Annotated in this window: 23 protein-coding genes and 2 tRNA genes; 10 read left to right on the top strand and 15 right to left on the bottom strand. The window is 67.3% G+C overall.

The features are described 5' to 3' along the window. Positions 1-29 precede the first annotated feature (29 nt). The 6 genes from VFY73_RS15410 to VFY73_RS15385 form a co-directional block, all read right to left on the bottom strand. On the bottom strand, positions 30-1496 hold the full coding sequence (locus tag VFY73_RS15410; RefSeq protein WP_329720258.1) for a cytochrome b/b6 domain-containing protein: 1467 nt from the start codon (positions 1494-1496) through the stop codon (positions 30-32). A gap of 81 nt (positions 1497-1577) precedes the next feature. Next, on the bottom strand, positions 1578-3719 hold the full coding sequence (locus tag VFY73_RS15405; protein WP_329720256.1) for a TonB-dependent receptor: 2142 nt from the start codon (positions 3717-3719) through the stop codon (positions 1578-1580). Positions 3720-3764: 45 nt separating this feature from the next. Further along, entirely contained in the window at positions 3765-4592 is an 828-nt protein-coding gene (locus VFY73_RS15400) for a transporter substrate-binding domain-containing protein (RefSeq protein ID WP_329720254.1), read from the bottom strand. Then, positions 4576-5067 carry a cytochrome c-550 PedF gene (gene pedF, locus VFY73_RS15395; RefSeq protein WP_414654468.1) on the bottom strand — a complete coding sequence of 164 codons (492 nt, stop codon included), beginning with the start codon at positions 5065-5067 and terminating at the stop codon, positions 4576-4578. The genes VFY73_RS15400 and pedF overlap by 17 nt, the downstream gene beginning before the upstream one ends. A 250-nt stretch (positions 5068-5317) precedes the next feature. Beyond that, positions 5318-5629, bottom strand: a complete 312-nt coding sequence (locus VFY73_RS15390) for a high-potential iron-sulfur protein (RefSeq protein ID WP_329720252.1) — start codon at positions 5627-5629, stop codon at positions 5318-5320. Positions 5630-5687: 58 nt separating this feature from the next. Continuing rightward, positions 5688-7430, bottom strand: a complete 1743-nt coding sequence (locus tag VFY73_RS15385) for a PQQ-dependent methanol/ethanol family dehydrogenase (protein WP_329720250.1) — start codon at positions 7428-7430, stop codon at positions 5688-5690. A 341-nt stretch (positions 7431-7771) separates the two neighbouring features. On the opposite strand from VFY73_RS15385, the gene VFY73_RS15380 reads away from it, so the two are divergent. From VFY73_RS15380 to VFY73_RS15360, 5 genes are all read left to right on the top strand, one after another. Continuing rightward, entirely contained in the window at positions 7772-8329 is a 558-nt protein-coding gene (locus tag VFY73_RS15380; protein ID WP_329720248.1) for a hypothetical protein, read from the top strand. Between the two features lie 12 nt (positions 8330-8341). Then, complete coding sequence (locus tag VFY73_RS15375) at positions 8342-9400, top strand: OmpA family protein (protein ID WP_329720246.1); 1059 nt, start codon at positions 8342-8344, stop codon at positions 9398-9400. A gap of 252 nt (positions 9401-9652) precedes the next feature. After that, positions 9653-9850, top strand: a complete 198-nt coding sequence (locus VFY73_RS15370; protein ID WP_329720244.1) for a hypothetical protein — start codon at positions 9653-9655, stop codon at positions 9848-9850. Positions 9851-9951: 101 nt separating this feature from the next. Beyond that, a complete protein-coding gene (locus VFY73_RS15365) occupies positions 9952-11013 on the top strand; it encodes a glycosyltransferase family 4 protein (protein WP_329720242.1) in 1062 nt (353 codons plus the stop codon). Beyond that, positions 11006-13222 (top strand): amylo-alpha-1,6-glucosidase, encoded by a 2217-nt coding sequence (locus tag VFY73_RS15360; RefSeq protein WP_329720240.1) that lies wholly within the window; start codon positions 11006-11008, stop codon positions 13220-13222. Before VFY73_RS15365 ends, VFY73_RS15360 begins: the two co-directional genes overlap by 8 nt. Positions 13223-13367: 145 nt before the next feature. Here the strand turns inward: VFY73_RS15360 and VFY73_RS15355 are convergent. Then, positions 13368-13444, bottom strand: a tRNA-Val gene (locus VFY73_RS15355). Positions 13445-13640: 196 nt separating this feature from the next. Between VFY73_RS15355 and VFY73_RS15350 the strand changes: the two genes are divergently transcribed. Then, the gene (locus tag VFY73_RS15350) at positions 13641-14501 is read left to right on the top strand and encodes a hypothetical protein (protein WP_329720238.1); all 861 of its coding nucleotides are present in this window, start codon (positions 13641-13643) and stop codon (positions 14499-14501) included. A 91-nt stretch (positions 14502-14592) separates the two neighbouring features. Here VFY73_RS15350 and VFY73_RS15345 read toward each other — a convergent pair. From VFY73_RS15345 to VFY73_RS15335, 3 genes are all read right to left on the bottom strand, one after another. Continuing rightward, a tRNA-Val gene (locus VFY73_RS15345) sits at positions 14593-14669 on the bottom strand. 172 nt (positions 14670-14841) lie between these two features. Beyond that, complete coding sequence (locus tag VFY73_RS15340; protein ID WP_329720237.1) at positions 14842-17142, bottom strand: bifunctional (p)ppGpp synthetase/guanosine-3',5'-bis(diphosphate) 3'-pyrophosphohydrolase; 2301 nt, start codon at positions 17140-17142, stop codon at positions 14842-14844. Further along, the gene (locus tag VFY73_RS15335; RefSeq protein WP_329720235.1) at positions 17139-18014 is read right to left on the bottom strand and encodes an alpha/beta hydrolase; all 876 of its coding nucleotides are present in this window, start codon (positions 18012-18014) and stop codon (positions 17139-17141) included. The genes VFY73_RS15340 and VFY73_RS15335 overlap by 4 nt, the downstream gene beginning before the upstream one ends. Positions 18015-18071: 57 nt before the next feature. Here VFY73_RS15335 and VFY73_RS15330 point away from each other — a divergent pair, with 57 nt between their 5' ends. After that, on the top strand, positions 18072-18851 hold the full coding sequence (locus VFY73_RS15330; RefSeq protein WP_329720233.1) for a 3-hydroxybutyrate dehydrogenase: 780 nt from the start codon (positions 18072-18074) through the stop codon (positions 18849-18851). Positions 18852-18884: 33 nt separating this feature from the next. Here VFY73_RS15330 and VFY73_RS15325 read toward each other — a convergent pair whose 3' ends face one another. After that, the gene (locus VFY73_RS15325; RefSeq protein ID WP_329720231.1) at positions 18885-19619 is read right to left on the bottom strand and encodes an SIMPL domain-containing protein; all 735 of its coding nucleotides are present in this window, start codon (positions 19617-19619) and stop codon (positions 18885-18887) included. Positions 19620-19780: 161 nt separating this feature from the next. Here VFY73_RS15325 and ompR point away from each other — a divergent pair, with 161 nt between their 5' ends. Together ompR and VFY73_RS15315 are read left to right on the top strand one after the other, a co-directional pair. Beyond that, positions 19781-20515 (top strand): two-component system response regulator OmpR, encoded by a 735-nt coding sequence (gene ompR / locus VFY73_RS15320; protein ID WP_329720229.1) that lies wholly within the window; start codon positions 19781-19783, stop codon positions 20513-20515. A 265-nt stretch (positions 20516-20780) separates the two neighbouring features. Next, positions 20781-22112 (top strand): sensor histidine kinase, encoded by a 1332-nt coding sequence (locus VFY73_RS15315; protein ID WP_329720227.1) that lies wholly within the window; start codon positions 20781-20783, stop codon positions 22110-22112. Between the two features lie 337 nt (positions 22113-22449). Here VFY73_RS15315 and VFY73_RS15310 read toward each other — a convergent pair whose 3' ends face one another. From VFY73_RS15310 to ispD, 4 genes are read right to left on the bottom strand one after another with little or no spacing between them, the layout of a single operon-like run. Further along, on the bottom strand, positions 22450-22869 hold the full coding sequence (locus tag VFY73_RS15310; RefSeq protein WP_329720225.1) for a YciI family protein: 420 nt from the start codon (positions 22867-22869) through the stop codon (positions 22450-22452). Continuing rightward, positions 22854-23048 (bottom strand): hypothetical protein, encoded by a 195-nt coding sequence (locus tag VFY73_RS15305; RefSeq protein ID WP_329720223.1) that lies wholly within the window; start codon positions 23046-23048, stop codon positions 22854-22856. Before VFY73_RS15305 ends, VFY73_RS15310 begins: the two co-directional genes overlap by 16 nt. Then, a complete protein-coding gene (gene ispF, locus VFY73_RS15300; RefSeq protein WP_329720221.1) occupies positions 23027-23533 on the bottom strand; it encodes a 2-C-methyl-D-erythritol 2,4-cyclodiphosphate synthase in 507 nt (168 codons plus the stop codon). Before ispF ends, VFY73_RS15305 begins: the two co-directional genes overlap by 22 nt. After that, positions 23530-24255, bottom strand: a complete 726-nt coding sequence (ispD, locus tag VFY73_RS15295; RefSeq protein ID WP_329720219.1) for a 2-C-methyl-D-erythritol 4-phosphate cytidylyltransferase — start codon at positions 24253-24255, stop codon at positions 23530-23532. Before ispD ends, ispF begins: the two co-directional genes overlap by 4 nt. 98 nt (positions 24256-24353) lie before the next feature. Between ispD and VFY73_RS15290 the strand changes: the two genes are divergently transcribed. Next, a partial coding sequence (locus tag VFY73_RS15290; protein WP_329720217.1) for a CarD family transcriptional regulator occupies positions 24354-26233 on the top strand: 1880 nt, incomplete at its 3' end.

The raw sequence follows: 26233 nt of genomic DNA, 5'->3' as shown, positions 1-26233 counted from the left end.
CAACGGCCTCGCCGACGATCACGCCGGGGTCATCGAATCGCCACCCCCCATGGCAGCTTGCCGACCGGGATCTCGGCCAAGCGCGTGTGCCGCAGCGCGTCGATCACCACCACGCTGCCCGAGCGGCCGCAGGCGACATAGAGCCTGGTCCCGTCGGGCGACAGGGCCATGTTCCACGGCCGCTGGCCCACCAGCACCGTGGCCACCGTGTCGAGCGTGCGTGCATCGATGACCGACACCGACGCCGCGCCGCCGTTGGAGACGTAGACCCACTGCCCGTTCGGGTGCACCGCGATGCCGTTGCTGCGCGAGCCGGCCTTCAGCCGCGCCGTCACCTCCAGGCGGCGTGTGTCGATCACGTAGACCTCGTCCGAGTTCTCGGCGGCCACGTAAGCCCGCCCCCCATCGGGCGAGAAGCCGATGCCGCGGGGGCGCGCGCCGACTGGAATGCGCGCCACCTCGGCCCGCCTGGCCACGTCGATCACGTTGACCGCCTCGCCCTCTTCGGCGCTGACGAACACCCAGCGCCCGTCGGGCGAGAACACCGCATGTTCCGGATTCTTGCCACTGACCTTGACCACGAACGCCTTGGCCTGCGTTTGGGTGTCGACGAACACCACGTCGTTGCTCTCTTCTGCCGCCGCGACCACCCAGCGCCCATCCGGCGAGATGCCCACACCCTCGGGCGACTCGCCCAACGCCACCGTTCCGCTGGCCTGACGCTTGGCGAGGTCGACGATCACCAACCGGTTCTCGGGCTGGTCGCTGACGTAGGCATGGCGGCCGTCGGGGCTGACCACCGTGCCGCGCGGCTTCTTGCCCACCGCGATCTCGGCCACGACCCGGTCGCTGGCAATGTCGATCACACTCAACGAGCCTGATCCTTCGTTCGGCACGTAGGCAAAGGGTGCGGCCTGTGCGCTGCCGGCCGCGATCATCACGGCGCCGGCCGTCAATGCAGCGGGCCACATGCGCTGGAACACGCCGTCACGCCGCAGCGCATGTCGCAACGACACAAGCACATGTCCAGCGATCAAGCCACTGAAGACCCACCCCGAAGCAACATGCAGGCCATTGAAGAAGGCGTAGACAGCCGGCAGGTTCGGGCCCCAAGGCGACAGCGGCGTGCCGAAAAACCTGACGCCGTGCTGGCTGAAATTGGACGCGACATAGCCCGACAAAGGCATCAGCAGCATGCAGGCGTACAGCGCGCGGTGACCCCAGGTGGCACTGCGCCGGGTGCTGGGCGACAGGCTGCGCGGCCAGGCCGGCGGACGGTGGGCCACGCGCCAGGCCAGGCGCACCAGCACCAGCGCCAGCAACAGCAGGCCAATCGACTTGTGCAGGTTGATCACGGCACCGCGTGCAGGCGTGCCGCGTGGTGCCAGCGTGTCCAGCGCAAAGCCGAACACGATCTGGGCCAGCAGCGCCAGGCCGATCGCCCAATGCAGCAGCATCGCCACCCGGCCGTATTGACCGCCCCGAGGTTCGGGCATCGCCCGACCCGCCCCCCGAGGGGGAGCAAGAAACTCGGGATCAGCCCTTCGTTTCTTGGGCGCCGTTCTCATCGCACTCTCCTAGAAGCTGTAGCTGGCGCTCAAGCCGGCCAGCCAGGTGCGTCCCGGTGCCGGCTCGAAGAAACGGCCATTGCCCTCGTTGACGATCACCGAGCCGGCGTAGCGCTTGTCGAACAGGTTGTCGGCGCGCACGAAACCGCCGAGGCCCCAGGCGCCGCGGCGCACGCGGTAGCCGACGCTGGCGCTGGCGATCGCAAAGCCGGCGGCGGCGTCGTTGTTCAGGTCATTGACCGGCACGCGGCTCAAGGCCCGCAGTTCGGCACCGGCGTTCCAGCCTTCGGCCGGCGCCCATTGCAACGCGGCGTAGGCCGAGCTGCGCGCCACACCCGGCAGGCGGTTTCCGGCCGGGATTACCAATGTAGGTGTCGCGCAGGGCGGCGCGGTGCAGGTGGTGAAGCTATCGTCGTAGCGAGCGTCCAGCCAAGTCAGTGCGACGCTGGCCTTCCAGTCGCCGACGAAGCTCGCACGCCAACCCAGCTCGACGCCGTCACGCCGGGTCTTGCCGGCGTTCTGGAAGCTGGCCCGACCGCCGAGATTGGTCTGGGTGACGATCTCGTCGTCGGTGCGCACTGCGAACACGGCCAGGTTCAGTTGCTGCGTCTCGCCAATGCGCCACTTGGCGCCCAGCTCCACGTTGTCGCTGCGGGCCGGCTTCAGCGTGGTGTTCACGCCCGCCGAGCCATCGCTGCGATAGGCCAACTCGTTGAGCGTCGGTGTCTCGAAGCCACGCCCGGCCGACAGGTACAGGTGAAGCGATTCGCTGGCGAGGAGCATCACCGACAACACCGGCGTCGTCGCGCTGAACGAGGTGCTGCCGCTGTCGTCGCCGTTCGGGCCGCTGACGAAGTGATCGCGGCTGCGCACCTTGACCTCGCTGTGGCGAACGCCGGCGTCCAGCCGCCACATCGGGCTGGGCCGCAGCGTGGCCTGCAGGTACTGGTCGAACGCCGTGCTGCGGTTGCTCTCGTCGCGCCGCAGGCTGCCCTTCACGCCCAGCACGTCGCCGACGAAGTTTTCGTAGCCGCGGCGGTGTTCGTCGAGCACGTCGTATGACACACCGGCAACCAGCGCATAGGGCATCGCCGCGCGTCGTTCGTCCAACGTCCAGCGCAGATCGCCGCCTTGGTAGTCGCGGGTCAGGTCGATCACCCCGCCCGGGTGCGTGGGGCTTCCTTGCGGCGCGGTCGGGATGGCCTGGAACTGCTCGGTGTGGCGGCTGCCACCGTACACCATCGCTTGCAGCCGCTGGTTGCCGGCCATCGCATGCTCGTAGGTCGCGCCCAGCTGGCTCTGGTCAACCCGCTTGCGCGTGTTGAAGCTGAGCGCCACCGGGTCCACGCTGCGTGGATCGGTGTCGTACTGGTCGCGGGTCAGGCCCAGCGGGTCTTGCGCCTCGGGCAGCGAGACGCTGTTGGCGATCACCGTCAGCTTGTCGCCGTCGAAAGGCCGCCAGGTCAGCTTCAGGTTGCCCAGCTCGCGCCGCGCGGCGCTGTGCTCGCGGTAGCCGTCGGTCTCGAAGTGGCTGAGGTTCACCGCATAGCCGATGCCACCCGCGCCGCCCAGCGCTTGCAGGTTGGTCCGCATCACGCCATCGCTGCCAGCGGCCAGGCCCGTGCTCAGCGCCGGCGCGCCACTGCCCTCTTGGGTCGTCACCTCGATCACGCCGCCCGACGAATTGCCGTACAGCGCCGAGAACGGCCCGCGCAGAATCTCGATCCGCTGGGCCGAACCCAGGTCGGCATGCGAGAGCTGGCCCTGCCCGTCGGGCAAGGTGGCGGGAATGCCGTCGACATACATGCGCACGCCTCGGATGCCGAAGGTCGAACGCGCGCCGAAGCCACGCACCGAGACCTGCACGTCCTGCGCGTAGTTCTGCCGGTCGCGCGCCAGCAGGCCCGGCACCGGCCCCAGGCTTTCAGAGATGTTGACCTGCAGCCGGTTGTCGCGGATCTGATCGCTGCCGATGCGGTCCACCGACGCGGGCACATCGAATGGCTGTTCGGCCAGGCGCGTGCCGACCACGACCACGGTGGAAGCGGTCGCAGGCGCATCGGCCACCTGCGCGCGCGCCGACCAGGGCAGTACGGCGAGCAGCAACGCGGGCAGGCCACTCAGCGCGAAGGGAGGTTTGTCTCGTGTCATGTCGTTGTCGTCCGGTCGATGAAATGCAGTCGGTCACCGTGGCGTTCAAAGATGCCAGCTCACATGCTGCTCGGCAAACAGGGCCTGCAAACGCCCGCTGGCCTGCAGCGACTGCATCGCCTCTCGCAGGGCGACGGCCAGTTCGGCGGCGTCTTGCCGGATGGCGCATCCCACCGCCCAGCCGGCGGGCGGCACGCGTGGCGAAGGCATGGGTTGCAGCCCGAAGCGCTTGTCGCCATCCAACACGCTTTCCAGTTCAGACGCCAGGCCTGCTGCCGCATGGGCCTGCCCATCGCGCAAGGCCCGAGCAGCGCCCACGCCGTCGGCAAACGCCGTGCGCAGGCCCGATGTCAACGCACCGGCCAGCAGCCAACCGGCCATCGACTGGCCCGCCACGGCCACGGGGCGGCCCTCCAGCTCGGCCAGATTCTCGATTCTGCCGACCTGCTCGCGGTGCACGGCCAGCATCACCCGCTCCCGGTAGTAAGGCGCAAACACCGACACCTGCGGATTGGCCTGTATCAGCGCCCGCTCCATCGGCACGTGCAGCAGCACATCCGCCGGCCCCCAGCCCAGGTAATGACCTTTCCACACCATGTTGCGCAGGTCATCGCTCATGTTCTCGCCGGCCTGGAACGGCATCGGGCTGAACTTCAGGCCCATCGCCTGGGCCAGCGCGCGCCCCACCTCCACGTCGATACCTCGGCCGTTCGCGTGGAACGGTGGCATCTCCTGGTACAGCCCGACCAGGAGGCTGCCGCGCTCACGGATGCGCGCCAGGCTGCCACCCTGTGCGCGGCCCCCACTCGGCAGCATCGCGGCGCCGGCCAGGGCCAGCAGCGCGCGGCGACCCGGTTCACATCGGCTTTTCACGACGCGTCTCCAGATAAGCCTTGATGGCCCAGATGGCCTCTTGGTTCAGCGTGCCCTCGAACGGCGGCATGTAGACCGCACCATTGCGAGCGCGGCCAAGTCGCACGGTGCTCAGGAAGTACTGGTCGTTCTCGGCCACGCAAGCCGCCTTCTTCGCCGCGTCTTTCAAGATGCTGCAGTCGTTGTCGAGCCGGCGCAGGTCGGGCGCGATGCCACCGGAGATCGCCTCCAGCCCATGGCAACGTGCGCAGTTCTGGTTGAAGGCCGAGGTGCCGATGCGCACCGCCACGTCCTGGCCGGCGCCTGGCTCGCGAAACGGGTTCTGCTCGCGCCAGCCCTCGCCCAGGCTGGGCAGTTCGTGCGTGTCCACCGCCTGCGGTGTCACGTCGCCGTGCGCCATGGCGACGGCACAGGCCATCAGGCCGGTGGCCAGGGCCGCAGCCGCGCAGGCCGTATGAAAGCTCTGTCTCCTCATCTCTGAATCTCCTGGGAGTCGGTGGATGCGATTGGTGCGCAGTGATTGGTGGCTTGTTTTGCAAAGCACATGCCACGACACACCAGCGGCCCCACCGACCTATCGCTCAGGGAAAACATGCACGCGCTTGTTCCAAATGAAGACGGCGGGACACCTGTGATACCCAGCCTGGCACGCCCGGCATCGAAGCGGCCTGAACTGGCACAGCCAACCCTGGCTGCGCGCATTGACAGGATGGGATCGTGGGGGCTCACGGTCTGCGCCAGGCGGCGCACCACCCACTCGCCGCAATCTGCTTGCGGCCGAACATCGAGCACCCGGCCCAGGCGTCGCCCGGCTGGCCCTGCCAGAAGCTGCAGTTGGCGCAGCGTTGCTCGGGCGAATGGGTCGCGAATTTCTTGCCATCGACCTGCCTGGTGTCGTGGCGGTAGCCGAGCGCTACCGCACCCTCATCGGCCTCGTCGACGCGTGCGGGGGCTGCCCTGGCGGCAGCACCTGTCAACGCCACGCCGGCACAGGCAATGCGGATGACCATGCGGCGTCGGGTCAGTGGGTTGGTCATGAAAACCTCCGACAAAAAAATGGGGCGGCCACCGAGCCGCCCCTTGCACAACTTGGGATTACTTCGACAGCTTGAACACCCAGACCATGCCGCCCTGCTCGAGGTAGTTCACCTTCTTGGCGACATCGCCTCCCCACAGCGGCACCGCACCGCCCCAACCCGACACCACGCCGATGTACTGCGCACCGTTCTGCTCCCAGGTAACCGGGGGCGCGACCACGCCTGAGCCGGTCTGGTATTCCCAGACGACCTTGCCGGTCTTCGCATCGGCGGCCTTCAGGTAGCCCTCGGGCGTGCCCCAGAAAACGAGGTTGCCGCCGGTCGTCAACACGCCTCCCCACAGCGGCGCGTTGTTCTTCACCTCCCAGACGATCTTGCCGGTCTTCGGATCCACGGCCCGCAGTGCGCCGATGTAGTCGTCGTTGATCGTGCGGATCGTGAACCCCGCGCCCAGGTACGCCGCACCCTTCTTGTAGGCGATGGGCTCGTTCCAGATTTCCATGCCCCACTCGTTGGCCGGCACGTAGAACAGCTTGGTGTCGGGCGAGTACGCCATCGGCATCTGGTTCTTGCCCCCCAGGAAGGAGGGTGCCGAGAACACCGACGCGCCTTTCTTGCCGTCGCCGGCCGTCGGGTCGCCGGGCCGGTTGTCGGCGATGAAGTTGGGGCGGCCGGTCTTCAGGTCGATGCCCGAAGCCCAGGTGATCTTCTTGACGAAGGGGAAGGCGTTTTCGAGGTGGCCCGAATTCGCGTCGATGACGTAGAAGAAGCCGTTGCGGTCGGCCTTGCCACCCAGGCGCCTGCCGCCTTCGTCGAAGGTGACGAATTCGTTGACGCCGTCGAAGTCCCAGCCGTCGTTCGGTGTGCCCTGGTAGTGCCACTTGATCTGGCCGGTCTTCACGTCGATGGCGAGCGTGGAGCACGAGAAGAGGTTGTCGCCCTTGCGCAGGTGGCTGTTCCATGGCGCCGGGTTACCGGTGCCGAAGTAGGCCAGGCCGGTCTTTGCGTCATAAGTGCCGCCCAGCCAGGTGGCGGCGCCACCGGTCTTCCACAGGTCGCCTGGCCAGCTCTGATTGGTCGTGCCTGAAACGCCGTTCTCGACTTTGTTGCCGTTCGCGTCGTACGTATAGCCCATGTGGCCCTCGACGGTCGGGCGCGTCCACACGAGCCGGCCGGTCTTGGCATCGCGCGCCTCCACCCGGCCGACGACGCCGAACTCACCGCCCGACACGCCTGTCAGCAGCAGGCCGTTCGCGATGATCGGTGCAGCGGTGCTCGAGTAACCAGCCTGGTAGTCGTCGATCTTCTCTTTCCAGACCAGCTCGCCGGTGTCCTGGTGCAGCGCGACCAGTTGCGCATCGAGCGTGCTGAAGATCACCAGGTTGTCGTACAGCGCCGCGCCACGATTGACCACGTCGCAGCAGGGCATGATGCCGTCGGGCAGGCGATGCTCGTATTTCCACAGCTTCTTGCCGCTGGCCGCGTCGAGCGCAAAGATGCGCGAGTAGGACGCGGTGACGAACATCTTGCCGTTGTAGATCAGCGGCTGGCTTTCTTGCCCACGCTGCTTCTCGCCACCGAACGAGAACGCCCACACCGGCGCCAGCCTGGCCACGTTGCCGGTGTTCACCTGCTTCAGCGGCGAATAGCGCTGGCCGTCGGTCGACAGGCCCCAGGACAGCACGTTCTTGCCGTTCTTGGGGTCGTTCTGGATCATCTGGTCGGACACCGCGGCGTTGACCGCGGCAGACCCGCAAGCGAGCGCGGCCCACGAAATGGCGCGGAGGGCGGGAAGGCGCATGGTCGTTGTCTCCTGTTGCGACGAAGGGGTGCGCCCAGCGGCAGCTGGGCAGCCGCCGGAGCGGCGCACCCGGTCTTTGCGCAAAGCGCGTGCCACCGCTCGTGCAGCGGCCCACGGCGGTGTCGGCCGCGCGGCGTGCGGGTCAACCCTGTTCCTGCCCCGCGCCGCGAGCAAGGTTGTGACAGCCTGGTGCACCTGCACCGCGCCGCGCTGTAGCAGCGCATCCGCAAACCGGATGACGCCGCGCCACCATCGGCATGGACAGCAGCGCCCGCCGTGGCGCAAGCTGCGCGCTGATGTGCACGTCACGGCACCGGCCCGCACGGGCGCAAGGAGCAGCCATGAGCATTCAGATCGAGTACACGCCGGAAGGCGACCTGCTCATTCGTTGCGGCACCGAGTCGATGGTGTGGCCCCTGGCCACCGCGCCGCAAGCCGCCGGCACGGTTGGATCGCCAGCCGTGCCCGCAGCACCAGCGGTGCCCGCCACCACGGCCGATCCGCATGCGCCCACGCCGCCGATCGCGCCACCGCCCAAGCCGCCGAAGATCGGCTACCCGCCGCCGCTGCCCGGGGTGATGACCATCGTCTCCCGTCGCCCAGGCGGCATCCCCAACCGCTACCCTTGGTTCGCGGCCAATTGGTCCACCGACCCGGCGCTGGAGTTGCCGCTGGCCCAGTTGCAGAACTCGACATTGGCCAGCTTGCGGGCCCAAGTCCAGGTCATGGTGGCCCGCTCCACGCGCGCAGGCCGTTGCCTGACCGTGAACGTGCAGCCTTCGTTCTTGCAGGCGCCGCTGGACATCAGCCAGTTGCAGCAATTGGCCGACGATCCGCAACTGGGGCTGGAGGGGGTGCGACTGCAGTTCGGCTCGCAAGACAATCCAGTCCGTCGCTGAAGGGACGGCGCGATGGCCCTGCCCGACCCGTATGCGACCGCGAAGGGGAACCTGCGCGACAACGTCAAGGTTCTGCTGACGGCGATCGCCGGCGTGGCCAGCTTGCTGTTGGCCGGCACACCTTTCGCCGGTTTGGGCAGCTTGCCTCCGGGTGGACGCCTGTTCGTGGCCGTGACCGGCCTGGTCGTCGCGGTGTGGCTGCTGGCGCACACGATGTGGCTGCTGCTGCAGACATTGAAGCCCGACCTGGTGAGCTATACCGTCCTGCGCGACGGCTTCGACGTCACCACCATCGCCGACGCCACCGAACGCGCCGAGGTCGAAGACTTGCGCAAAGTCTTCGATGGCCAGCGCGGCGTGCTGTTGCCGAGCGGGCTCACCAGCCCCAACGTCGAAGCGCTGGAGGCCTATGTCGGCGCACTGTGGAATGCCCTGCCCCCGTCACCGACCACCGCCGACCTGGTCGATTACGAGCGCTACTACGACGCACTGAACGGCATCAGCCACTGGGCGGCCTTCGTGCGCTTCCAGCGGCGCGTGGCCAGCGCGATGCACAAAGCCTTTCGCACCGCGTTCGTGGCCATGGCCGGCGTGCTGACCTTCGCCTGGATGGTGGGCGGTGGCGGTGACAGGCCCGATGCCGCCACACCCGCCCCATCGATCGTGGTCAACGAGGTCAACGAACCGGCAGACCGAGGAGCCAGCCTCACGGCTTCGACCCATCCCAGCTTCGGTCCGGTCCACTTCGTCACCAACCGCGCCGAGTTGAACGACAACGGTCGCCAATGGGTCGCCAAGACCCGCGACTACCTCAACGATCATCCCGGTACCGCCGTCCTCGTGCACGCCTACACCGACACCCGCGGTACCGACCGTCACAACACCAGGCTCGCCCAACGCCGCGCCACGGCAGTGACCGATGCGCTGATACGTCCGGGCGGCGTGGCCGCCAACCGGGTCTTCCTGGCTGCCTTGGGACCGAACGACCTTCCGGTCATGACCGAGCCGAAGAAGGACGAGCAGGAAAACCGCAGCGTCTGGCTGCAGGTGGTGGCAGTGCCGGCGCGCTGAATGGCTGGGCCCCAGTCGCGAAGAAGGACCCTTGCAGTTCCTCAAAGTGCAATACGGTCAGCCAGCAATCGTTGCGCCCAGGTCACCGTCCCTTCCCCACCTGCCTTCCGCGAAGCCGGGCGGGCGCATATATTGCCGCCTCAGGCTGAGGCTTCTGGGCCGGTCGGTGCGCCGGGGAAGACCCACCTGCGCGCAGCAGCGCTGAGCTTTGCTGCCCATCTGCCGACCCACCCGCATCAAAGGAGGTCCGTGATGTACAACGCAACGCTTTCACGTGAATACCAAGAATCCACGATCGACGAAGACCCCATTCTTGGCTGCGTTCTCGCACTGCCGGATCGACGGATCCAGCCGCTCGGCTGGTGGGATCGATTGCTTCTGGCGCTGGGCCTAACGAACGCCAGCCGGCTGGAAGCCAAGTACTTTCGGTCAAGCAGCGGCAGCGACTGACATCCGCGCGCCGGCTCGCGCACGAAATTTGCCCATGGTGCGCAGTGCCAGTGGCCCGCTCAGCCCGAGTCGGTCTCACCGGTGCGGGAGGAACAACAGCCATGCGCATCGCCCAGGTGGCACCCTTGTTCGAAAGTGTTCCGCCGAAGCTGTACGGCGGCACCGAGAGGGTGGTTTCATACTTGACCGAGGCATTGGTCGAGTTGGGTCACGAGGTCACGCTGTTCGCCAGCGGTGATTCGCGGACGACCGGGCGCCTGGTTCCAGGCTGGCCCCGCGCGCTTCGCCTGGATGGGCGCAGCGACTTCCACGTCGCGCCCCACTTGCTTGAGCTGGAACAGGTGTTCCGACGGCGCAGCGAATTCGACATCGCTCATTTCCACACCGACCCGCTGCACTACCCGTTCGTGCGACGCTACCCGCTGCCGCACCTGACCACCCTTCACGGCCGGCTGGACTTGCCGGAACTGGCACCGCTGATGCATGAATACCGGGATGTCCCGCTGGTGTCCGTCTCGGCATCGCAACGCCAGCCGCTGCCGGGCTGCCGCTGGCAAGCGACGGTTCACCACGGCCTGCCGCGCCACCTGTTCCACCTTCAGCAAGCCACTGACGGCTACCTCGCCTTTCTTGGCCGCATTTCGCCGGAGAAGCGGGTCGATCGCGCGATCGAGATCGCGCTGCGGCTGCAAACCCCTTTGCGCATCGCAGCCAAGGTCGACAACGCCGACAAGGTGTATTTTCGGGACCGGATCGAGCCGCTGCTGGCCCATCCGCTGGTCGACTTCATCGGCGAGATCGGCGAGAGCGAGAAGCAGGAGTTGTTGGGCCGTGCCGAGGCCTTGCTGTTCCCGATCGACTGGCCCGAGCCTTTCGGCCTCGTGATGATCGAGGCGCTGGCCTGCGGCACGCCGGTGGTGGCCTGGAACTGCGGCTCGGTCCCTGAAGTGATCGAACCTGGCGTGACGGGGTTCGTCGTCAACAGCGTGGACGAGGCCGTGGAAGCCGTCCGAGAAGCCCGCAAGCTCAGCCGACGGCGTTGCCGGCAGCGCTTCGAGCATCGATTCACCGCCGAAGGCATGGCCCGGAACTACTTGTCCATCTACGAACGCCTGGTGGAACAGAACATGGCGCGCCAGAAGGTCGAGGTCTCAGATGCGTGAAACCGAAGAACACGAGCAGGACCCTTACGTCGTCAGCTCGGCGTCCGGCCGTCTGGACCTGCGCACCCGGGTGCTGAAACAGGGCGACAGCTTCGTCGTGCTGGACCGGTTCGGCGATGCCGAGGCCCGCGGCCCCACCGAATACGGCCTGTTCCACCAGGACACCCGGTTCCTGGCTCGCTTGGGGTTGCGGATGAGCGTGCTCGGCCACGCGCCGCGTTCGCTGATGCTGCTCAGCTCGGCGGTGACCGACGACAACGCGCTGCTCAGCGTGCACCTGACGAACCCCGGCATGGAAGACTTGGGCGATCACACCCTGCCGCAGGGTGCGCTTCACCTGATGCGCAGCCAGGTGCTCTGGCGCAGCGCGTTGTTCGACCAGGTCAGGCTGCACAACTACGGCGCCGAGCCGATCCGCTTCAGGCTGCACATCTTCTTCGACGCCGACTTTGCCGACATCTTCGAAGCCCGTGGCATGGCACGCCGGCAACGCGGTCGGCTGCTGGCACCGGAGGTCGCGTCGAACCATGTCCTGCTGGGGTATGAAGGCCTGGACGGGCGCCACCGCCGAACGCGCATTTCGTTCGACCCGCCGCCTTCGTCCATTCGCGCCGGCGAGGCCTGGCATGAAATCGAACTGTCGGGTCGCAGTGAAGCCACCTTGCAATGGACGATCGGCTGCGAATCCACGGCCGGGAACGAAGCGGCGGCGGCGGCCGAACGCGAGCCCTGCCCCCGGCCGCAGTGGCACGACGAAGCGCTGCTGCAAGCGAGCGCCGAAAGGGACAAGGCGCGCAATGCAGAGCCCAAGCTGTCAACCTCGAACGCCCAGTTCGACGAATGGATGGCGCGCTCGCTGGCGGATCTGCACATGCTGGCGACGGCCACGCTGCGTGGCCGCTACCCCTACGCCGGTGTCCCGTGGTTCAGCACCCCGTTCGGTCGCGACGGCATCATCACCGCACTGCAAAGCCTGTGGTTCGCACCGGACCTCGCCCGCGGCGTGCTTTGGTTCCTGGCATCGACCCAGGCCAGCCACGAGAGCGCCGAGCAAGATGCCCAGCCCGGCAAGATCCTGCATGAGACGCGAGGCGGCGAAATGGCCGCCATGGGCGAGGTGCCGTTCGGTCGCTACTACGGCTCCACCGATTCAACACCGCTGTTCCTGATGCTCGCCGGCGCCTACTACGCGCGCACCGGCGACCTCGAAGCGATCCAGGCACTTTGGCCGCATTGCGAACGCGCGCTCGACTGGCTCGACCACTATGGCGACCCTGACGGCGACGGCTTCATCGAATACGCGCGGCAGACCGAGCGGGGCTTGTCCAACCAGGGTTGGAAGGATTCATACGACTCGGTCTTTCACAGCGACGGCACATTGGCCACGGCACCCATCGCGCTGTGCGAGGTTCAGGGTTATGTCTACGACGCCAAGCAATCGGCCGCGCGGCTGGCCCGCGCGCTGGGACGGATCGAGCGCGCCGACGCGCTCGATCAGCAAGCGCGTGAGCTTCGAAAGCGCTTCGAGCACGCCTACTGGTGCGAGGACATCGGCACCTACGCGATGGCGCTCGACGCGCGCAAGCAGCCGTGCCGCGTTCGTTCGTCGAATGCCGGGCAGTGCCTGTTCACCGGCATCGTCAGCGAAGAACGTGCCGGACGCGTGGCAGAGCACTTGATGTCCGAAGACGGTTTCTCGGGCTGGGGCGTGCGAACCGTCAGTGCGCTGGAATCGCGCTTCAACCCGATGTCGTACCACAACGGGTCGGTCTGGCCTCACGACTGTTCGCTGGTGGCGGCAGGCCTGGGCCGCTACGGCCTGCGTGAACAGGCCTCGCGAATCTTCACCGGCTTGTTCGACGCATCGATGTACTTCGACCTGCATCGGCTGCCTGAGCTGTTCTGCGGCTTTCCTCGTGTGAAGGGCGAGACGCCGACGCTGTATCCACAAGCTTGCTCGCCGCAAGCCTGGGCCGCCGCGGCCCCCTTGCTCTGCCTGCAGGCCTGCCTGGGCCTGGAAGTGGACGGCGTGAACAACCGGGTCTCGTTCCACAACCCGGTGCTGCCCCCCTTCCTGGAGCATCTGTACATCCGCGACCTGGTGGTGGGCAACAGCACGATGGACCTGGCCGTCACCCGCTATGCCCACGACATCGGCGTGCGCCTGACGCGCCGCGAAGGCGAAGCGGAACTGGTCATCGTGACGTGAGCTGGCGACAGGCCGCCGCCGTCTGCTGACGGCGCTGCGGCGGCAACGCATGCCTGCCTGTCGCCGTCGCGCGGCACCGCAACACTGGCGACGCCCGGAAAGCAAAAGGCCCCTGGTTCCGTGAAGAACCAGGGGCCATCATGTCTGGTAGGCGCGATTGGATTCGAACCAACGACCCCCACCATGTCAAGGTGGTGCTCTAACCAACTGAGCTACGCGCCTGCTGCGAAGCCCCGCACTATCGCAGGTTTTCGGAGGTTTTCCGGCTGACGCACGGTCGATCGTCAGACCGGCGCGACAAGCGTCCCGGCGCCATCCGGCACTGCCTGCCATCGTTGCGAAGTGCACAAAGGTTGCGCCCTCCATCTGGAGGGCGGGCGACGACAATCGCCGAACCAATATGTCAGGAGGGAAATCCATGTCCACCACCTCATTCCGGTTGGCCGGAGCGCTGATCGCAGCCAGCCTCGTCAGCGGCTGCGCCGTGTTCAAACCAGCGCCCCAGGAGCTGGACCTCGGCGGCAGCGTCGTCACGGCCGTGGCACCCCATCCCATTCCGGTGCTCAACATCACCGGCGCAGGCAAGGCCGTCGGAAAGGGCGCAGCGATCGGCGCCACCGCAGGGGTCACCATCCTGCCCTGGGCGGTTCCGATGTGCGCGGCCATGGGACCGGCAGCCGGATGGTGCTTCGTCTACGCCGTGCCGGCGGCCACGGGTCTGGGAATAGGTGGCAGCGCAATCGCGAACAAGGCGAATGCCGAATCACGCGAGGTGATCGAGGCCAGGCGCGAAGTCGTCGTTTCCGAGATGGCCGCGGTCGACAGCGAGAAGCTACTCGCTGCCAGCATTCGCAAGACCCTCCAGGCGCGGCGTGGCGTTCCTGTTGTCGAGGCGGCCACCGGTGACAACCCGTCGCCATGGAAGCTGGAAGTCTCGATCAAGAACGTGGCAATGAGCGGCGCGATCGACGATCCCGGCTTCGCGTTGCGGGTGCGAGGCAAGCTGTTCCTGCGCAGAACGAGCGACAACCGCGTGGTCTATCGCGCCGACATGCTGGCCATGAGCGACGACCGCGTCGTGCCCGTGACGCCCGACGCCGACCCCAGCGTACTGATCCGCAGCCGGCTCGAGCGCGGTGTGCAACTGGTCGGCGACAAACTCGTGGCCCGGCTGCTGAGCCGTACCCAAACGCCGCTGAATGCCGAGCCTGATGCAGGCGATTCGGACGAACCGGCCGACGCCGAAGCCAAGCCCGTCGAGACCGCCTCCAGCCGCTGATACCTTGGGGGGGTTCGGCCGGCTCTGCCGGGAAACTGGACCCGAAAACGAAAAGCCCCTGGTTCCACGAGGAACCAGGGGCTTTGATGTCTGGTAGGCGCGATTGGATTCGAACCAACGACCCCCACCATGTCAAGGTGGTGCTCTAACCAACTGAGCTACGCGCCTGCTGCGAAGCCTCGCACTATAGCAGCTTTTGGGGACTCTTGACCAGAGTCCCGGCCCACAGCGCCAGCGATGCCGCGGAGTCTGCAGCCGCCACGCCGCTCACGAGTTCGTGGTGGTCAGTGGCAGTTCCGTCGGTCGAGCGCAGCTTCTGGGCTGGCGGTTGGCTGCAGGCCTATTTGCGCCGCACGTGGCGCACGCCCGACACGCGAGCGACTTGCGCCATCACCTGGCGCAAGCGCGAGGCGTCCGCCACCTCGACGGTGAAGGTCATCCACGCGGTCTTGCCCTCGATGTCACGCACCGATTGCGTCTTCACGCCGGTCACGTTCATCTTCTCTTTCGCGAAGACCTCCGAGATGTCGCGCAGCAGACCCTGGCGGTCGCTGGCCTCGATCGACACATCCACCGGGTAGGCCGCGTCGCGGTCTTTCGGCGGGGTGCCCCACTCCACCGCGATCACGCGCTCGGGCATGCGCTCGGCCATGTGGCGGAAGTTGCTGCAATCGCGCCGATGGATGGCCACGCCCTTGCCGCGCGTGACGAAGCCGCCGATCGCATCGGGCGGCGCCGGCCGGCAGCAGCGCGCCAGGCTGGTCAGCAGCGACTCGACCCCGACGACCAGCACACCGCCCTTTGCGCCGGTGGCATCGGCGCGAGAGCGGCGCAGCGCCGGCATCTCGTCGGTCTCGGTTGCCGGCTCGGGCGGGCGCAGCAGCGTCTCGATGTTGCGCAGCGAGTACTCGTCCTTGCCGACCACCTCGAACAGCGCCTGCGCGTCGCGAAAGCCCAGCCGCTCGGCCAGGTCGTCCAGCTTCAGCGCCGTCTTGCCCTCGCGCTGCAGGAGCTTTTCGACCAGCTCGCGGCCCTTGGCTATCGTCTCGCCGTGGGCCTGCGCATTGAACCAGGCCCGCACCTTCGAGCGCGACCGCGGGCTGTGCAAAAAGCCAAGCTCGGGGTTCAGCCAATCGAGTGACGGGCCGCCCTCCTTGGCGGCCGTCACCTCGACCGTCTGGCCGTTCTGAAGCTGCTTGTTCAGCGGCACCATCACGCCGTCGACCTTGGCGCCACGGCAACGGTGGCCCAGATCGGTGTGCACGGCGTAGGCGAAATCGATCGGCGTTGCGCCCGCGGTCAACTCGATGACGGTGGCTTGCGGCGTGAACACGTAGATGCGGTCGTCGAAGCCGGCCGCTTCGCCTTCAGGCACCAGCGTGTCTGCGCGCGCCTCCTGCGCGCCCGGGGAAGAAAATCCGCGCTCCCACGCCAGCAACTGCCGCAGCACCGCCTTGCGCGCCTCGGCCACACGCTCTTCAAACTCGCCCGCTGCACTGACACCCGCATAGCCCTTGACCCCGGCCTCTTTGTAGGCCCAATGCGCCGCCACACCGTACTCGGCATGCTCGTGCATTGCCTGCGTGCGGATCTGCACTTCGATCGGGCGATCGTCGTCCCCCAGCACCACGGTGTGCAGCGAGCGGTAGCCGTTGGGCTTGGGCTTGGCGATGTAGTCGTCGAACTCGCCGCTCACCGCCGTGTAGCGCTCGTGCACCCGGCTCAACGCCGCATAGCACGCCGGCACGTCGGCCACGATCACGCGCAGCGCGCGGACATCCAGCACCTCACCAAAATCGAGCTGCTTGCCCTGCATCTTTTTCCAGATGCTGTACAGGTGCTTGGGCCGGCCATAGACCAACGCGGCCACGCCGTGCGAGTTGAGGTCTTCGGCCATCTGACGGCGCACGACCTCGACACCGGCTTCGCGCTCGATGCGTTTTTCGGCCAACAGCTTGGCGATGCGGCGGTATTCGTCGGGCTGCAGAAAGCGGAAGGCCAGGTCCTCCAGCTCCCACTTGATCTGCCAGATGCCGAGCCGGTTGGCCAGCGGCGCAAACACCTGCTGCGATTCGGCCGCCAGCGCCTGCGGGCACGGCTGCTTGAAGGCGGCGTAGTAGCGCAGCGTCTGCAGCCGCGAGGCCAGGCGCAAGAGCACCACACGCAGGTCACGTGAGAACGCCAGCAGCATCTTGCGCACGCGCTCAGTCTGGCGGGCCTGGAATTCTTCTTCGACATGGGCCTCGCGCGCTGCCCGCTGGATCTGCACCAGCTTGCGCGTCAGCGCCACCAGGCTGGCATACGACTCGCCGAACGCCTTGGACACCACCTCTTCGGGCCGCTGCAGAAAATCGCCCGCATAGACCAGGTACGCCGCCGCCTGCAAGCCGGGTGCTCCACCGATAGCGCCCAACACCGCCGCCACGCCCTCGGCATGGTCGAAGGCATCTTCGCCGGTGTCCAGCGCGCGCCCACGCAGCAAGGGCTCGGCAAATGCGCGAGCGCGCTCGAGCGCCGAGGCCCCGTAGTCACCAGCGGGGGCTTCGCGCGAAGAGGCCGTTGCCTCGGGCGCGCTCAGGTCATCGGCCAGCACCACGATCGGCGCTGACGGTTCGTCCAGCGCAACGGGTTGGCTCTTCATGGCCCCAGCAGGAAACTACGCACCGCCTCGACCTGGTCGGGTTGCACCAACGTCGGCGCGTGGCCGACACCGGCCACTTCATGCAGGCGCGCCCGCGGGCCGCGCTGCGTCATCTGCGTGGCCGTCTCGAGGCTCAACAGGTCTGACTCTGCGCCGCGGACCAGCAGCGTCGGGCATTGGATCTGGTCGTACATCTGCCACAGCATCGCCTCGCCCGCCGCGGCGATCTGCGGCGTGACGGCATTGAAGGGGATGGCCAGCCGCGGGTCGTAGTGCGGCTTGAAGCCGCCGTCATCGGGAACGAGCTGCGGCCGCGTCAACGCCAGCCATTGCTCGCGGGTGTGCGGGCCGAAGCTCTGCGACACCGCCCACAGCGCATCAGCGGCTTCGTCCAGCGTGTCCCAGTGCACCGGGTCGCCCAGGTACTCGCCGATGCGCACCAGTGCGTCGAACTCGATCTTCGGCCCGACGTCGTTCAGCACGAGCTTGCGGATCGGCGAATTCGTCAACGCCGCGAGGCCCAACCCGATCAACCCACCCATCGACGTACCGACCCAGTGCAGCTCTTGCGCGTTCAGCCGCGCCAGCAGCGTGACCATGTCGGCCACATAGGTCGGGATCGCGTAGCCCGCCGGATCGGCCAGCCAGTCCGACCGGCCGCGGCCCACGACATCGGGGCAGACCACGCGGTAGTCGGCGGCCAGTACCTGCGCCAGGGTGTCGAAGTCGCGCCCCTGGCGCGACAGGCCGTGCGCGCAGACCAGCACTTTCGGGTTTGCCGGGTCGCCCCACTCGACCCAGGCCATCCGGTGCAGGCCCCGCGAGTCCAGGCATTGCACGCTGTCGAAGCGGGGGGAAGCCGTCGTATTCATGTTCTTGCAAGCTGAGGTTCTTGATAATCACTGTAGCAACCCCACCCGGAGATTTTCATGCTCAACGGAAAGACCGCGCTCGTCACCGGATCCACCAGCGGCATCGGCTTAGGGCTGGCCCAGGCGCTGGCCGCGCAGGGCGCGAACGTGATGCTCAATGGTTTTGGCGATGCCGAAGCGGCCAAGGCCGAGGTCGCGAAGTTCGCCACCGGCAGCGCCAAGCTCAGCTACCACGGGGCGGACATGAGCAAGCCGGCCGAGATCGAGGCCATGATCAAGGCCTGCGAGGCCGAGTTCGGCACGGTCGATATCCTGGTCAACAACGCCGGCATCCAGCATGTGGCCCCCATCGAAGACTTTCCGGTCGAGCGCTGGGACGCCATCATCGCGATCAACCTCAGTTCGGCCTTCCACGCGATCCGCGTCGCATTGCCGGGCATGAAGGCGCGTGGCTTCGGCCGCATCCTGAACATAGCCTCCGTCCACGGCTTGGTGGCCTCGGCGCAGAAGTCGGCCTACGTCGCCGCCAAGCACGGCATCATCGGCCTGACCAAGGCGGTGGCGCTCGAAACGGCCACCACGCCCGTCACCGTCAATGCGATCTGCCCGGGTTGGGTGCTGACTCCGCTGGTGCAGAAGCAGGTTGACGCTCGGGCCGCGGCCGCCCATATCAGCGTCGAAGAAGCGAAGAAGCAGCTGCTGGCCGAGAAGCAGCCGTCGCTGCAGTTCACGACGCCCGAAGAGCTGGCCGGGTTGGGGGTGTTCCTGTGTTCGCCGGCTGCGTCGAACATCCGCGGCGCCGCCATCAACGTGGACGGCGGCTGGGTGGCGCAATAAGCCAGGCGGCCGGGTGCGGCCACCGCCATGCGCCTACTTCATCTGCACGCTGCCGCTGACATTGGCCGTCACGCTGCCCTTGCCGGGTTCGGTCGGCAGCGCCATGTCGGCCGATTCGGCTTTCATCATCCCGGCCCGGGCGTAGGGCATCGGGGGCGGCACCACCGCCCCGTCGGTCGACACATTGACCTCGCGGATCGCGTAACCGCCGTAGCCGAACTGCTTGGCCAGGTCACCGGCACGGGCACGAAAACGTGCGACCGCCTGGGCCGACACTTCGCCCTCGACCTTCTCGCGGGCCTCTCGTGACAGGCCGTACTCGACCCGGGCAATGGTCATCGAGCTGATGCGGCCACTGAGCTGGGCGATGGTCGCCATCTCGCGGCCCTCGATGGTCAGCTCGGTCCGGCCCTGCCAGCCGTTCAGCTGGCCCTTCTGGTTGTAGCGCGGCTGCACCGAGAACGCGCCCGTCTGGATCTCCACCTGGCCCGGCTTGGCCACGCGACGCGCTTCCGCCACAGCCGCATCCACAGCCTGCTTCAGCTGGGTCTGCACCGCGCCGGCATCCGTGCCCTCGCGGTTGACCGACAACGTCAGCATCATCCAGTCCTGCGGCACGTCGACGGTCGCAGTGGCATTGAGCGTCAGCACACCTTGCACCGGCGTGGCCACGGGGGCCGTCGTTTCGGCGGCGGCCAGCACCACCGGCGACAGGGCCAATGAAAGAACGGCCCAGCGGCGGGTGGCAAGGCGATGAACAAGCGACATGGCAGGCGTGAAAGTGATGATGACCCTTCAACGATAGGCGCCTCTTCGGCGGCCGACGCAACCGGATGGCAGGTGGGGCAACATTTGTAACAGAGGGTCAGACCGCCCGGAAACCCCGTTTTCGGCTTGCACAATGCCTCTGTTACAAATTAGGAGTCGACATGAGCACCACCAGCAATGCCCGCCCGGACCGCATCGTCGTCGTTGATGACGATGCCCGCATCCGCGACCTGCTGCGGCGCTATCTGACACAGGAAGGTTTCGAGGTGCTGCTGGCCGAAGACAGCAAAGCGTTGAACCGGCTGCAGACGCGCGAAACCATCGACCTGATCGTGCTGGACCTGATGCTGCCCGGCGAAGACGGCCTGTCGATCTGCCGCCGCCTGCGCGCCGCCAACGATTCCACCCCCATCATCATGCTAACGGCCAAGGTCGAGGACGTCGACCGCATCGTCGGCCTCGAAGTCGGTGCCGACGACTACCTGCCCAAGCCCTTCAACCCGCGCGAGCTGCTGGCCCGCATCCACGCCGTGCTGCGCCGTCGCCCGGCCCAGGAAGCGCCCGGCGCTCCGGCCAAGGACCCGCAGGTCGTCAACTTCGGGCCCTTCGAGTTCGACCTGTCGCTGCGCCGCCTGACCAAGGACGGCGAGCAGATCACGCTGACCACCGGCGAGTTCTCGATGCTGAAGGCCCTGGTGCGCCACCCGCGCCAGCCGCTGAGCCGTGACAAGCTGGCGCAGTTGGCCCGTGGCCGCGAGTTCGAGCCCTTCGACCGCAGCCTGGATGTCCAGATTTCGCGCCTGCGCAAGATGCTGGAACCCGATCCGTCCAACCCCCGCTACATCCAGACCGTCTGGGGCGTCGGTTATGTCTTCGTGCCGGGAGACACGAACTGACCCACCCCCGAGGCGCGTCCGGCGCCTCCCCTCAAGGGGGGCCGAGCCCGGACGTGGAACATCCGAGGGATGCTCCACGCCTGGCGAAGGGCCGTGCCTCCTGGCCCACCGCGGCCTGCCAGGCCCACCAGCGGCCCGGCAAAGCCGGTTCCGTGGTGGCGGCTGGGTTCTGTTGGAATCATGCGTCGCGTTTGCCATATTGATCCATAGAGAACTGACAATGCGAGCTGATTACCGGCCTGAGGTGCAGGCCCAAGCTCGCTGAATGCCCATCAACCGCCCCCCCTTTGCGCTGAATCTGTTCTGGCGCACCTTCTTCCTGCTCGGCCTGTTGCTGTTCGGGGGGGTGTTTGCCTGGGTGCAGACGCTGCGCCAGCTCGAGTTCGAGCCGCGCGCGGTGCAGGCCTCGCAGCAGATCGCCAGCCTGGTGAACCTGTCGCGCGCCGCGCTGCGCTTCTCGGATGGCATCAACCGCATCGCCGTGGTCAAGACCATGAGCGACCAGGAAGCGGTCAAGATCCTGCCGCGCGAGCCCGGTGACCGCTGGGAGCCTTTCGAGACGGACCGTTTCACGCGCTTGGTGGCCACCGACCTGCGCAACCGCCTGGGCGAAAGCACCATCGTCGCGCGCACCGTCAACGGCGTGGACGCGCTGTGGGTCGGCTTCAACATCGAGCGCGACCCCTACTGGATGCAGGCCGAATCGGCGCGCCTGAGGCCGTTGACGCCCGGCACCTGGTTCGTCTGGGTCGCGATCGCGCTGGTGGCCACGCTGCTCGGCTCGGTGACGATCGCGCGGCTGATCAACCGGCCGTTGCAGAACCTGTCGTTCGCCGCCAGCCGGATCCGCGAGGGCGAGTTCGACTCACGGCTCGACGAATCGACGATGACCAGCGAGATCCGCGCGGTCAACATCGGCTTCAACCGCATGGCGCGCGAGCTGGCCAAGGTCGAAGAGCAGCGTGCGGTGATGCTGGCCGGCATCTCGCACGACCTGCGCACCCCGCTGGCCCGGCTGCGGCTGGAGGCCGAGATCAGCGTGGCCGACGACGAGGCGCGCCGCAACATGGCGGCCGACATCGACCAGCTCGATGCGATCATCGACAAGTTCATGGACTATGCGCGGCCGGACGATTCACGCACCGGCCCGGTCGACCTGACGCAGGTGATCGTGCGCGAGGCCGCCGCCTTCCGCGACACCTCGCAGATCCGCATCTCGCTGCGGCTGACACCGGGGCTAATCGTCAAGGGCGACGACACCGAACTCGGCCGCGTGTTCGCCAACCTGTTCGAAAACGCCCGCCGCTACGGCCGCACGCTGGAAACCGGCGTCACCAAGGTCAAGGTGACACACGTGCAGATCGGTGATTCGATCATCGTCACCGTGCGCGACTATGGCCAGGGCGTGGCGCAGGAAAAGCTCGAGCACCTGACCACGCCGTTCTTCCGCGGCGACGCCGCCCGCACCGCCGCCACCGGTGCCGGCCTGGGCCTGGCGATTGTCAAGAAATCGCTGCAGCGCATGGACGGCAACCTCGAGCTGGCCAACGCCCGCGACGGTGGGCTGATCGCCCACATCCGGCTGAAGCGCGCCTGAGGGCGCAGGCAGGCCGCACGGCTGTCGTCGGGCCAATGCGGCGGCGGCGCGTGCGCTCCCGACACCGCGCGGACAACGGCGCGTGGACGGCGCGCCGTCAGTTGCCGAGCAGCGCGTCGTTCAGCGCCGGCTCCACCGCCTGGGCGCCCAACCAGATGCGCAGCCCCATGGCAGAGAATTCGCCGCCGCCCACCGGACCGCACTGCGGCATGCCCTAGAAGACGACCGCCGCGCCATGGGCGGCAAGCCCTCGGCCGGCGATGGACGTGGCCAGACAATCCAGGTCTTCACAACGTCGCCGGGCATCTCGATTGCGCGGTGCCCGGCGGGCCGAAGCTCAGCCGCCGATCTGCGCCCGCAGCCGCTCTTCCTGCTCACGCAATTCCGGTGTCATGGCCGCGCCGAAGTCTTCGGCTTCGAAGATCTGGCGGATCTCGATTTCCGAGTCGCCGGGCATCGGGTTCGGGCAGCGCTTGACCCACTCGATCGCCTCTTGCAGCGAGGCGCATTTCCAGATCCAGAAACCGGCGACCAGTTCCTTGGTCTCGGCGAACGGGCCATCGACGACCTGGCGAGCCTTGCCGGAGAACTGCACCCGAACGCCTTTCGAGCTGGGGTGCAGTCCTTCCCCGGCCTGCATCACCCCGGCTTTCACCAGTTCTTCGTTGAACCGGCCCATTTCGGCCAGCATCTGCTCGCTGGGCATCACACCGGCTTCACTGTCGGCGGTCGCCTTGACCATCACCGCGAATCGCATGTCAATCTCCTTCGATGGGGTTGTCTGAACACTTCCATCTGCACGACGAACGGGCCGCGTTGGTTTCGACAAACGATGATCGCCTCGACGTGCCCTTCCACATGCCGCAACGCATCGAGATCGCGGATCGTCTTCACGCCGGGATCGCCGGGATCGTTCAGGTTTTCGCGAGCAGGCACACCGCCCGCGCCTCGATCGCGCGGCCCTCGCCCACCGGCCCCATCTTCTCGGCCGTCTTGGCTTTCACGTTGACCTGATCGACGGCGACACCCAGCGCTTCGGCGATGCGCTGGCACATCGCCGGGATGTGCGGCGCCATCTTCGGCGCCTGCGCGACGATCGTGCAGTCGACATTGACCACCGCCCAGCCCGCTTCGCGCACGCGGCGTGTCGCTTCGGCCAGCAGCACGAAAGAGTCGGCCCCCTTGAACTCGGCAGCCGTGTCCGGGAAGTGGCGACCGATGTCGCCCAGGCCCGCGCCGCCCAGCACCGCGTCGGTGATGGCATGCAGCAGCGCGTCGGCGTCTGAATGGCCGAGCAAGCCATGGCTGTGCGGAATCGTCAGCCCGCCCAACACCAGCGGCCGGCCGACGACCAGCGCGTGGGTGTCCCAGCCTTCGCCGATCCGCAAGGCAGGCAGCGCAGCTGCAGGGGCATTCGTCATCGTGATGTGTCCTTGGTGGCCAACAATCGCTCGGCCAGTTGGAAGTCACCCGGCCAGGTGAGCTTGAAGTTTTCCCATTCGCCGCGCACCAGCCTGGGCTCGTGGCCCAGCGCTTCGACGGCGCTGGATTCGTCGGTCACGCCGGGGCCTGCATGGGCCAGCGCCGGGGCGAGCAAACCCAGGCGGAACATCTGCGGCGTCTGCGCGGCCCATTTGCCGCTGCGGTCAATCGTGGCGGCGACTCGCGTGTCGCGGCCGGCGGCCTTCAACGTGTCGGCTACCGGCAACGCGAGCAGGCCACCCACCTCGTCGTCGATGCATTCGTCGATCAGCCGGTCGACCCATTCGGGCCGGATCAGGCAACGCGCCGCATCGTGCACCAACACCCAGTCATGCGGTTGGGCGCCGCGCTCACGCAAAGCCCCCAAGCCATTGGCCACCGTTTCGGCGCGGGTCGCACCGCCACAGCACTCGATCCAAGCACGTTCGCCAGCGAATCCGGGCATCGCTGCGTCGAACAAGGCATCGCCGGGCGACAGCACGACCAACGTGGCCACCAACCGCTGCACCTGCGCCAACGCGGCCAGCGTGTGCGCGACCATCGGCCGCCCGGCCACCGCCTCGTACTGTTTTGGGCCGGCGGCTCCCGAGCGCGCGCCGACGCCTGCGCAAGGAACCAATGCATAACAGCGGGGCATGGTGCCGGCGGCTTCAATGATCATGGGGCGATTCTAGAATCGCGGCTCTCCTTCGATCCCCTCGCCGGCTCCGTCAAGCCGCCGCGGGGTGTATTGCTTTGGCGCTTCATCCTTCCGGCCTCATGCAACTTCCGAACATCGCCCCCGGCAAACGATTCACCCTGCCCCGGCCCACCGGCTCGGCCGACGCGTTGCTGCTCGCACGCATGGCCCAGGCGCGGCTGGCCGAGCGACGCATGCTCGCCATCGTCACCGCGGAGCCTGGTGACGCCCAGCGCCTGGCCGATGAGTTGCCGTTCTTCGCCCCGGACCTGCGGGTGGCCGTGTTCCCCGATTGGGAAACCCTGCCCTACGACACCTTCAGCCCGCACCAGGACCTGATCTCCGAGCGGCTGGCCACGCTGTGGCGCATCCACCAGCGCGAGGTCGACGTGGTGCTGCTGCCCGCCACCACCGCGCTGACACGCATCGCCCCGCCGTCGTTCCTGGCCGGCACCACCTTCCAGTTCAAGCAGAAGGCCAAGCTCGACGAAGCCGCCTTCAAGAGCCAGTTGACGCTGGCCGGCTACAGCCACGTGAGCCAGGTCGTCTCACCCGGCGAATACGCGGTGCGCGGCGGGCTGATCGACCTGTTCCCGATGGGCTCGCCGGTGCCTTACCGGGTCGACCTGTTCGACAACGAGATCGATTCGATCCGCACCTTCGACCCCGACTCGCAGCGCAGCCTCTACCCCGTGCCCGAGGTGCGGCTGCTGCCCGGCCGCGAGTTCCCGATGGACGACGCGGCGCGCACCAAATTCCGCCAACGCTGGCGCGAGAAGCTCGAAGGCGACCCGACCAAGTCGCGCATCTACAAGGACATCGCCCAAGGCATAGCCACCGCGGGCATCGAGTACTACCTGCCGCTGTTCTTCGATGAACCGGCAACCATCTTCGAATACTTCCCGGCCGACTCGATGTTGACGCTGCACGGCGAAGTCGACGACGCGTTGCAGCGCTTCTGGGCCGACACGCGCGAACGGCACCGCTTCCTGCAGCACGACCCGGACCGGCCGATCCTGCCGCCGGAAGCCGTGTTCCTGCGCATCGAGGATTTCTTCGGCAAGGTCGCCCACCACGCGGCCCTGAGCCTGCGCGGCAACGAGCCGGTGGACTGGGCGCGCCCGCTGCCCGATGTGTCCACCGACCGCGGCGCGACCGAGCCGCTCGCCACGCTGGAGAAACACCTCGACACCACGCCGCACCGCGTACTGCTGGTGGCCGAAAGCGAAGGCCGGCGCGAAAGCCTGCTCGAGCTGCTGCGCGACCACAAGATCGACGTGCCCAGCGTCGGCACGCTGGCCGAGTTCGAAGCGGGCGACCAGAAGGTCGCGATCACCGCCGCGCCGTTGGCCTCGGGCTTCTTCTGGCATGAGCCGCAGGCCAACACGGCGATCCAGTTCGTCACCGAGACCGAGCTCTTCGCCAGCGCGCCCAGCACACGCCGACGCCGCAAGCAGGAACAGACCAGCAGCGTCGACGCGCTGATCAAGGACCTGTCGGAGCTGAAGATCGGCGACCCGGTGGTGCACGCCAGCCACGGCATCGGCCGCTACCAGGGGTTGCTGCACATCGACCTCGGCGACGGCCCATCAGAGTTCCTGCACCTGACCTACGCCGACAACGCCACGCTGTATGTGCCCGTGTCGCAGCTGCACCTGATCAGCCGCTACACCGGCGTCAGCGCCGAAGAGGCGCCGCTGCACAAGCTGGGCTCGAACCAGTGGGACAAGGCGCGTCGCAAGGCCGCCGAGCAGGTGCGCGACACCGCCGCCGAATTGCTGAACCTCTACGCGCTGCGCGCTGCGCGCGAAGGCCTGGCGCACCGCTTCTCGCCGCACGACTACGAGGCGTTCGCCGCCAGCTTCGGCTTCGAAGAAACGCCCGACCAGCGCGCCGCGATCCACGCGGTGATCCAGGACATGATCAGCCCCAAGCCGATGGACCGCCTGGTCTGCGGCGA

Source organism: Ideonella sp., from assembly GCF_036277275.1.
GTDB lineage: Bacteria > Pseudomonadota > Gammaproteobacteria > Burkholderiales > Burkholderiaceae_C > Ideonella.
The sequence above is the reverse complement of the archived record's forward strand: the minus strand, read 5'-3'. Positions and strand labels throughout refer to the sequence as shown.

Bases quoted from the DNA above. Each gene is read 5' to 3' on its own strand.
- VFY73_RS15380 (WP_329720248.1), top strand. From the start codon at position 7,772: ATGAGCATTCAGATCGAGTACACGCCGGAAGGCGACCTGCTCATTCGT.
- ispD (WP_329720219.1), bottom strand. From the start codon at position 24,255: ATGATCATTGAAGCCGCCGGCACCATGCCCCGCTGTTATGCATTGGTT.
- VFY73_RS15410 (WP_329720258.1), bottom strand. From the start codon at position 1,496: ATGCCCGAACCTCGGGGCGGTCAATACGGCCGGGTGGCGATGCTGCTG.
- VFY73_RS15365 (WP_329720242.1), top strand. From the start codon at position 9,952: ATGCGCATCGCCCAGGTGGCACCCTTGTTCGAAAGTGTTCCGCCGAAG.
- VFY73_RS15335 (WP_329720235.1), bottom strand. From the start codon at position 18,014: ATGAATACGACGGCTTCCCCCCGCTTCGACAGCGTGCAATGCCTGGAC.
- VFY73_RS15360 (WP_329720240.1), top strand. From the start codon at position 11,006: ATGCGTGAAACCGAAGAACACGAGCAGGACCCTTACGTCGTCAGCTCG.
- VFY73_RS15330 (WP_329720233.1), top strand. From the start codon at position 18,072: ATGCTCAACGGAAAGACCGCGCTCGTCACCGGATCCACCAGCGGCATC.
- VFY73_RS15325 (WP_329720231.1), bottom strand. From the start codon at position 19,619: ATGTCGCTTGTTCATCGCCTTGCCACCCGCCGCTGGGCCGTTCTTTCA.
- ompR (WP_329720229.1), top strand. From the start codon at position 19,781: ATGAGCACCACCAGCAATGCCCGCCCGGACCGCATCGTCGTCGTTGAT.
- VFY73_RS15350 (WP_329720238.1), top strand. From the start codon at position 13,641: ATGTCCACCACCTCATTCCGGTTGGCCGGAGCGCTGATCGCAGCCAGC.
- VFY73_RS15310 (WP_329720225.1), bottom strand. From the start codon at position 22,869: ATGCGATTCGCGGTGATGGTCAAGGCGACCGCCGACAGTGAAGCCGGT.
- VFY73_RS15390 (WP_329720252.1), bottom strand. From the start codon at position 5,629: ATGACCAACCCACTGACCCGACGCCGCATGGTCATCCGCATTGCCTGT.
- VFY73_RS15405 (WP_329720256.1), bottom strand. From the start codon at position 3,719: ATGACACGAGACAAACCTCCCTTCGCGCTGAGTGGCCTGCCCGCGTTG.
- pedF (WP_414654468.1), bottom strand. From the start codon at position 5,067: ATGAGGAGACAGAGCTTTCATACGGCCTGCGCGGCTGCGGCCCTGGCC.
- VFY73_RS15315 (WP_329720227.1), top strand. From the start codon at position 20,781: ATGCCCATCAACCGCCCCCCCTTTGCGCTGAATCTGTTCTGGCGCACC.
- ispF (WP_329720221.1), bottom strand. From the start codon at position 23,533: ATGACGAATGCCCCTGCAGCTGCGCTGCCTGCCTTGCGGATCGGCGAA.
- VFY73_RS15370 (WP_329720244.1), top strand. From the start codon at position 9,653: ATGTACAACGCAACGCTTTCACGTGAATACCAAGAATCCACGATCGAC.
- VFY73_RS15340 (WP_329720237.1), bottom strand. From the start codon at position 17,142: ATGAAGAGCCAACCCGTTGCGCTGGACGAACCGTCAGCGCCGATCGTG.
- VFY73_RS15375 (WP_329720246.1), top strand. From the start codon at position 8,342: ATGGCCCTGCCCGACCCGTATGCGACCGCGAAGGGGAACCTGCGCGAC.
- VFY73_RS15385 (WP_329720250.1), bottom strand. From the start codon at position 7,430: ATGCGCCTTCCCGCCCTCCGCGCCATTTCGTGGGCCGCGCTCGCTTGC.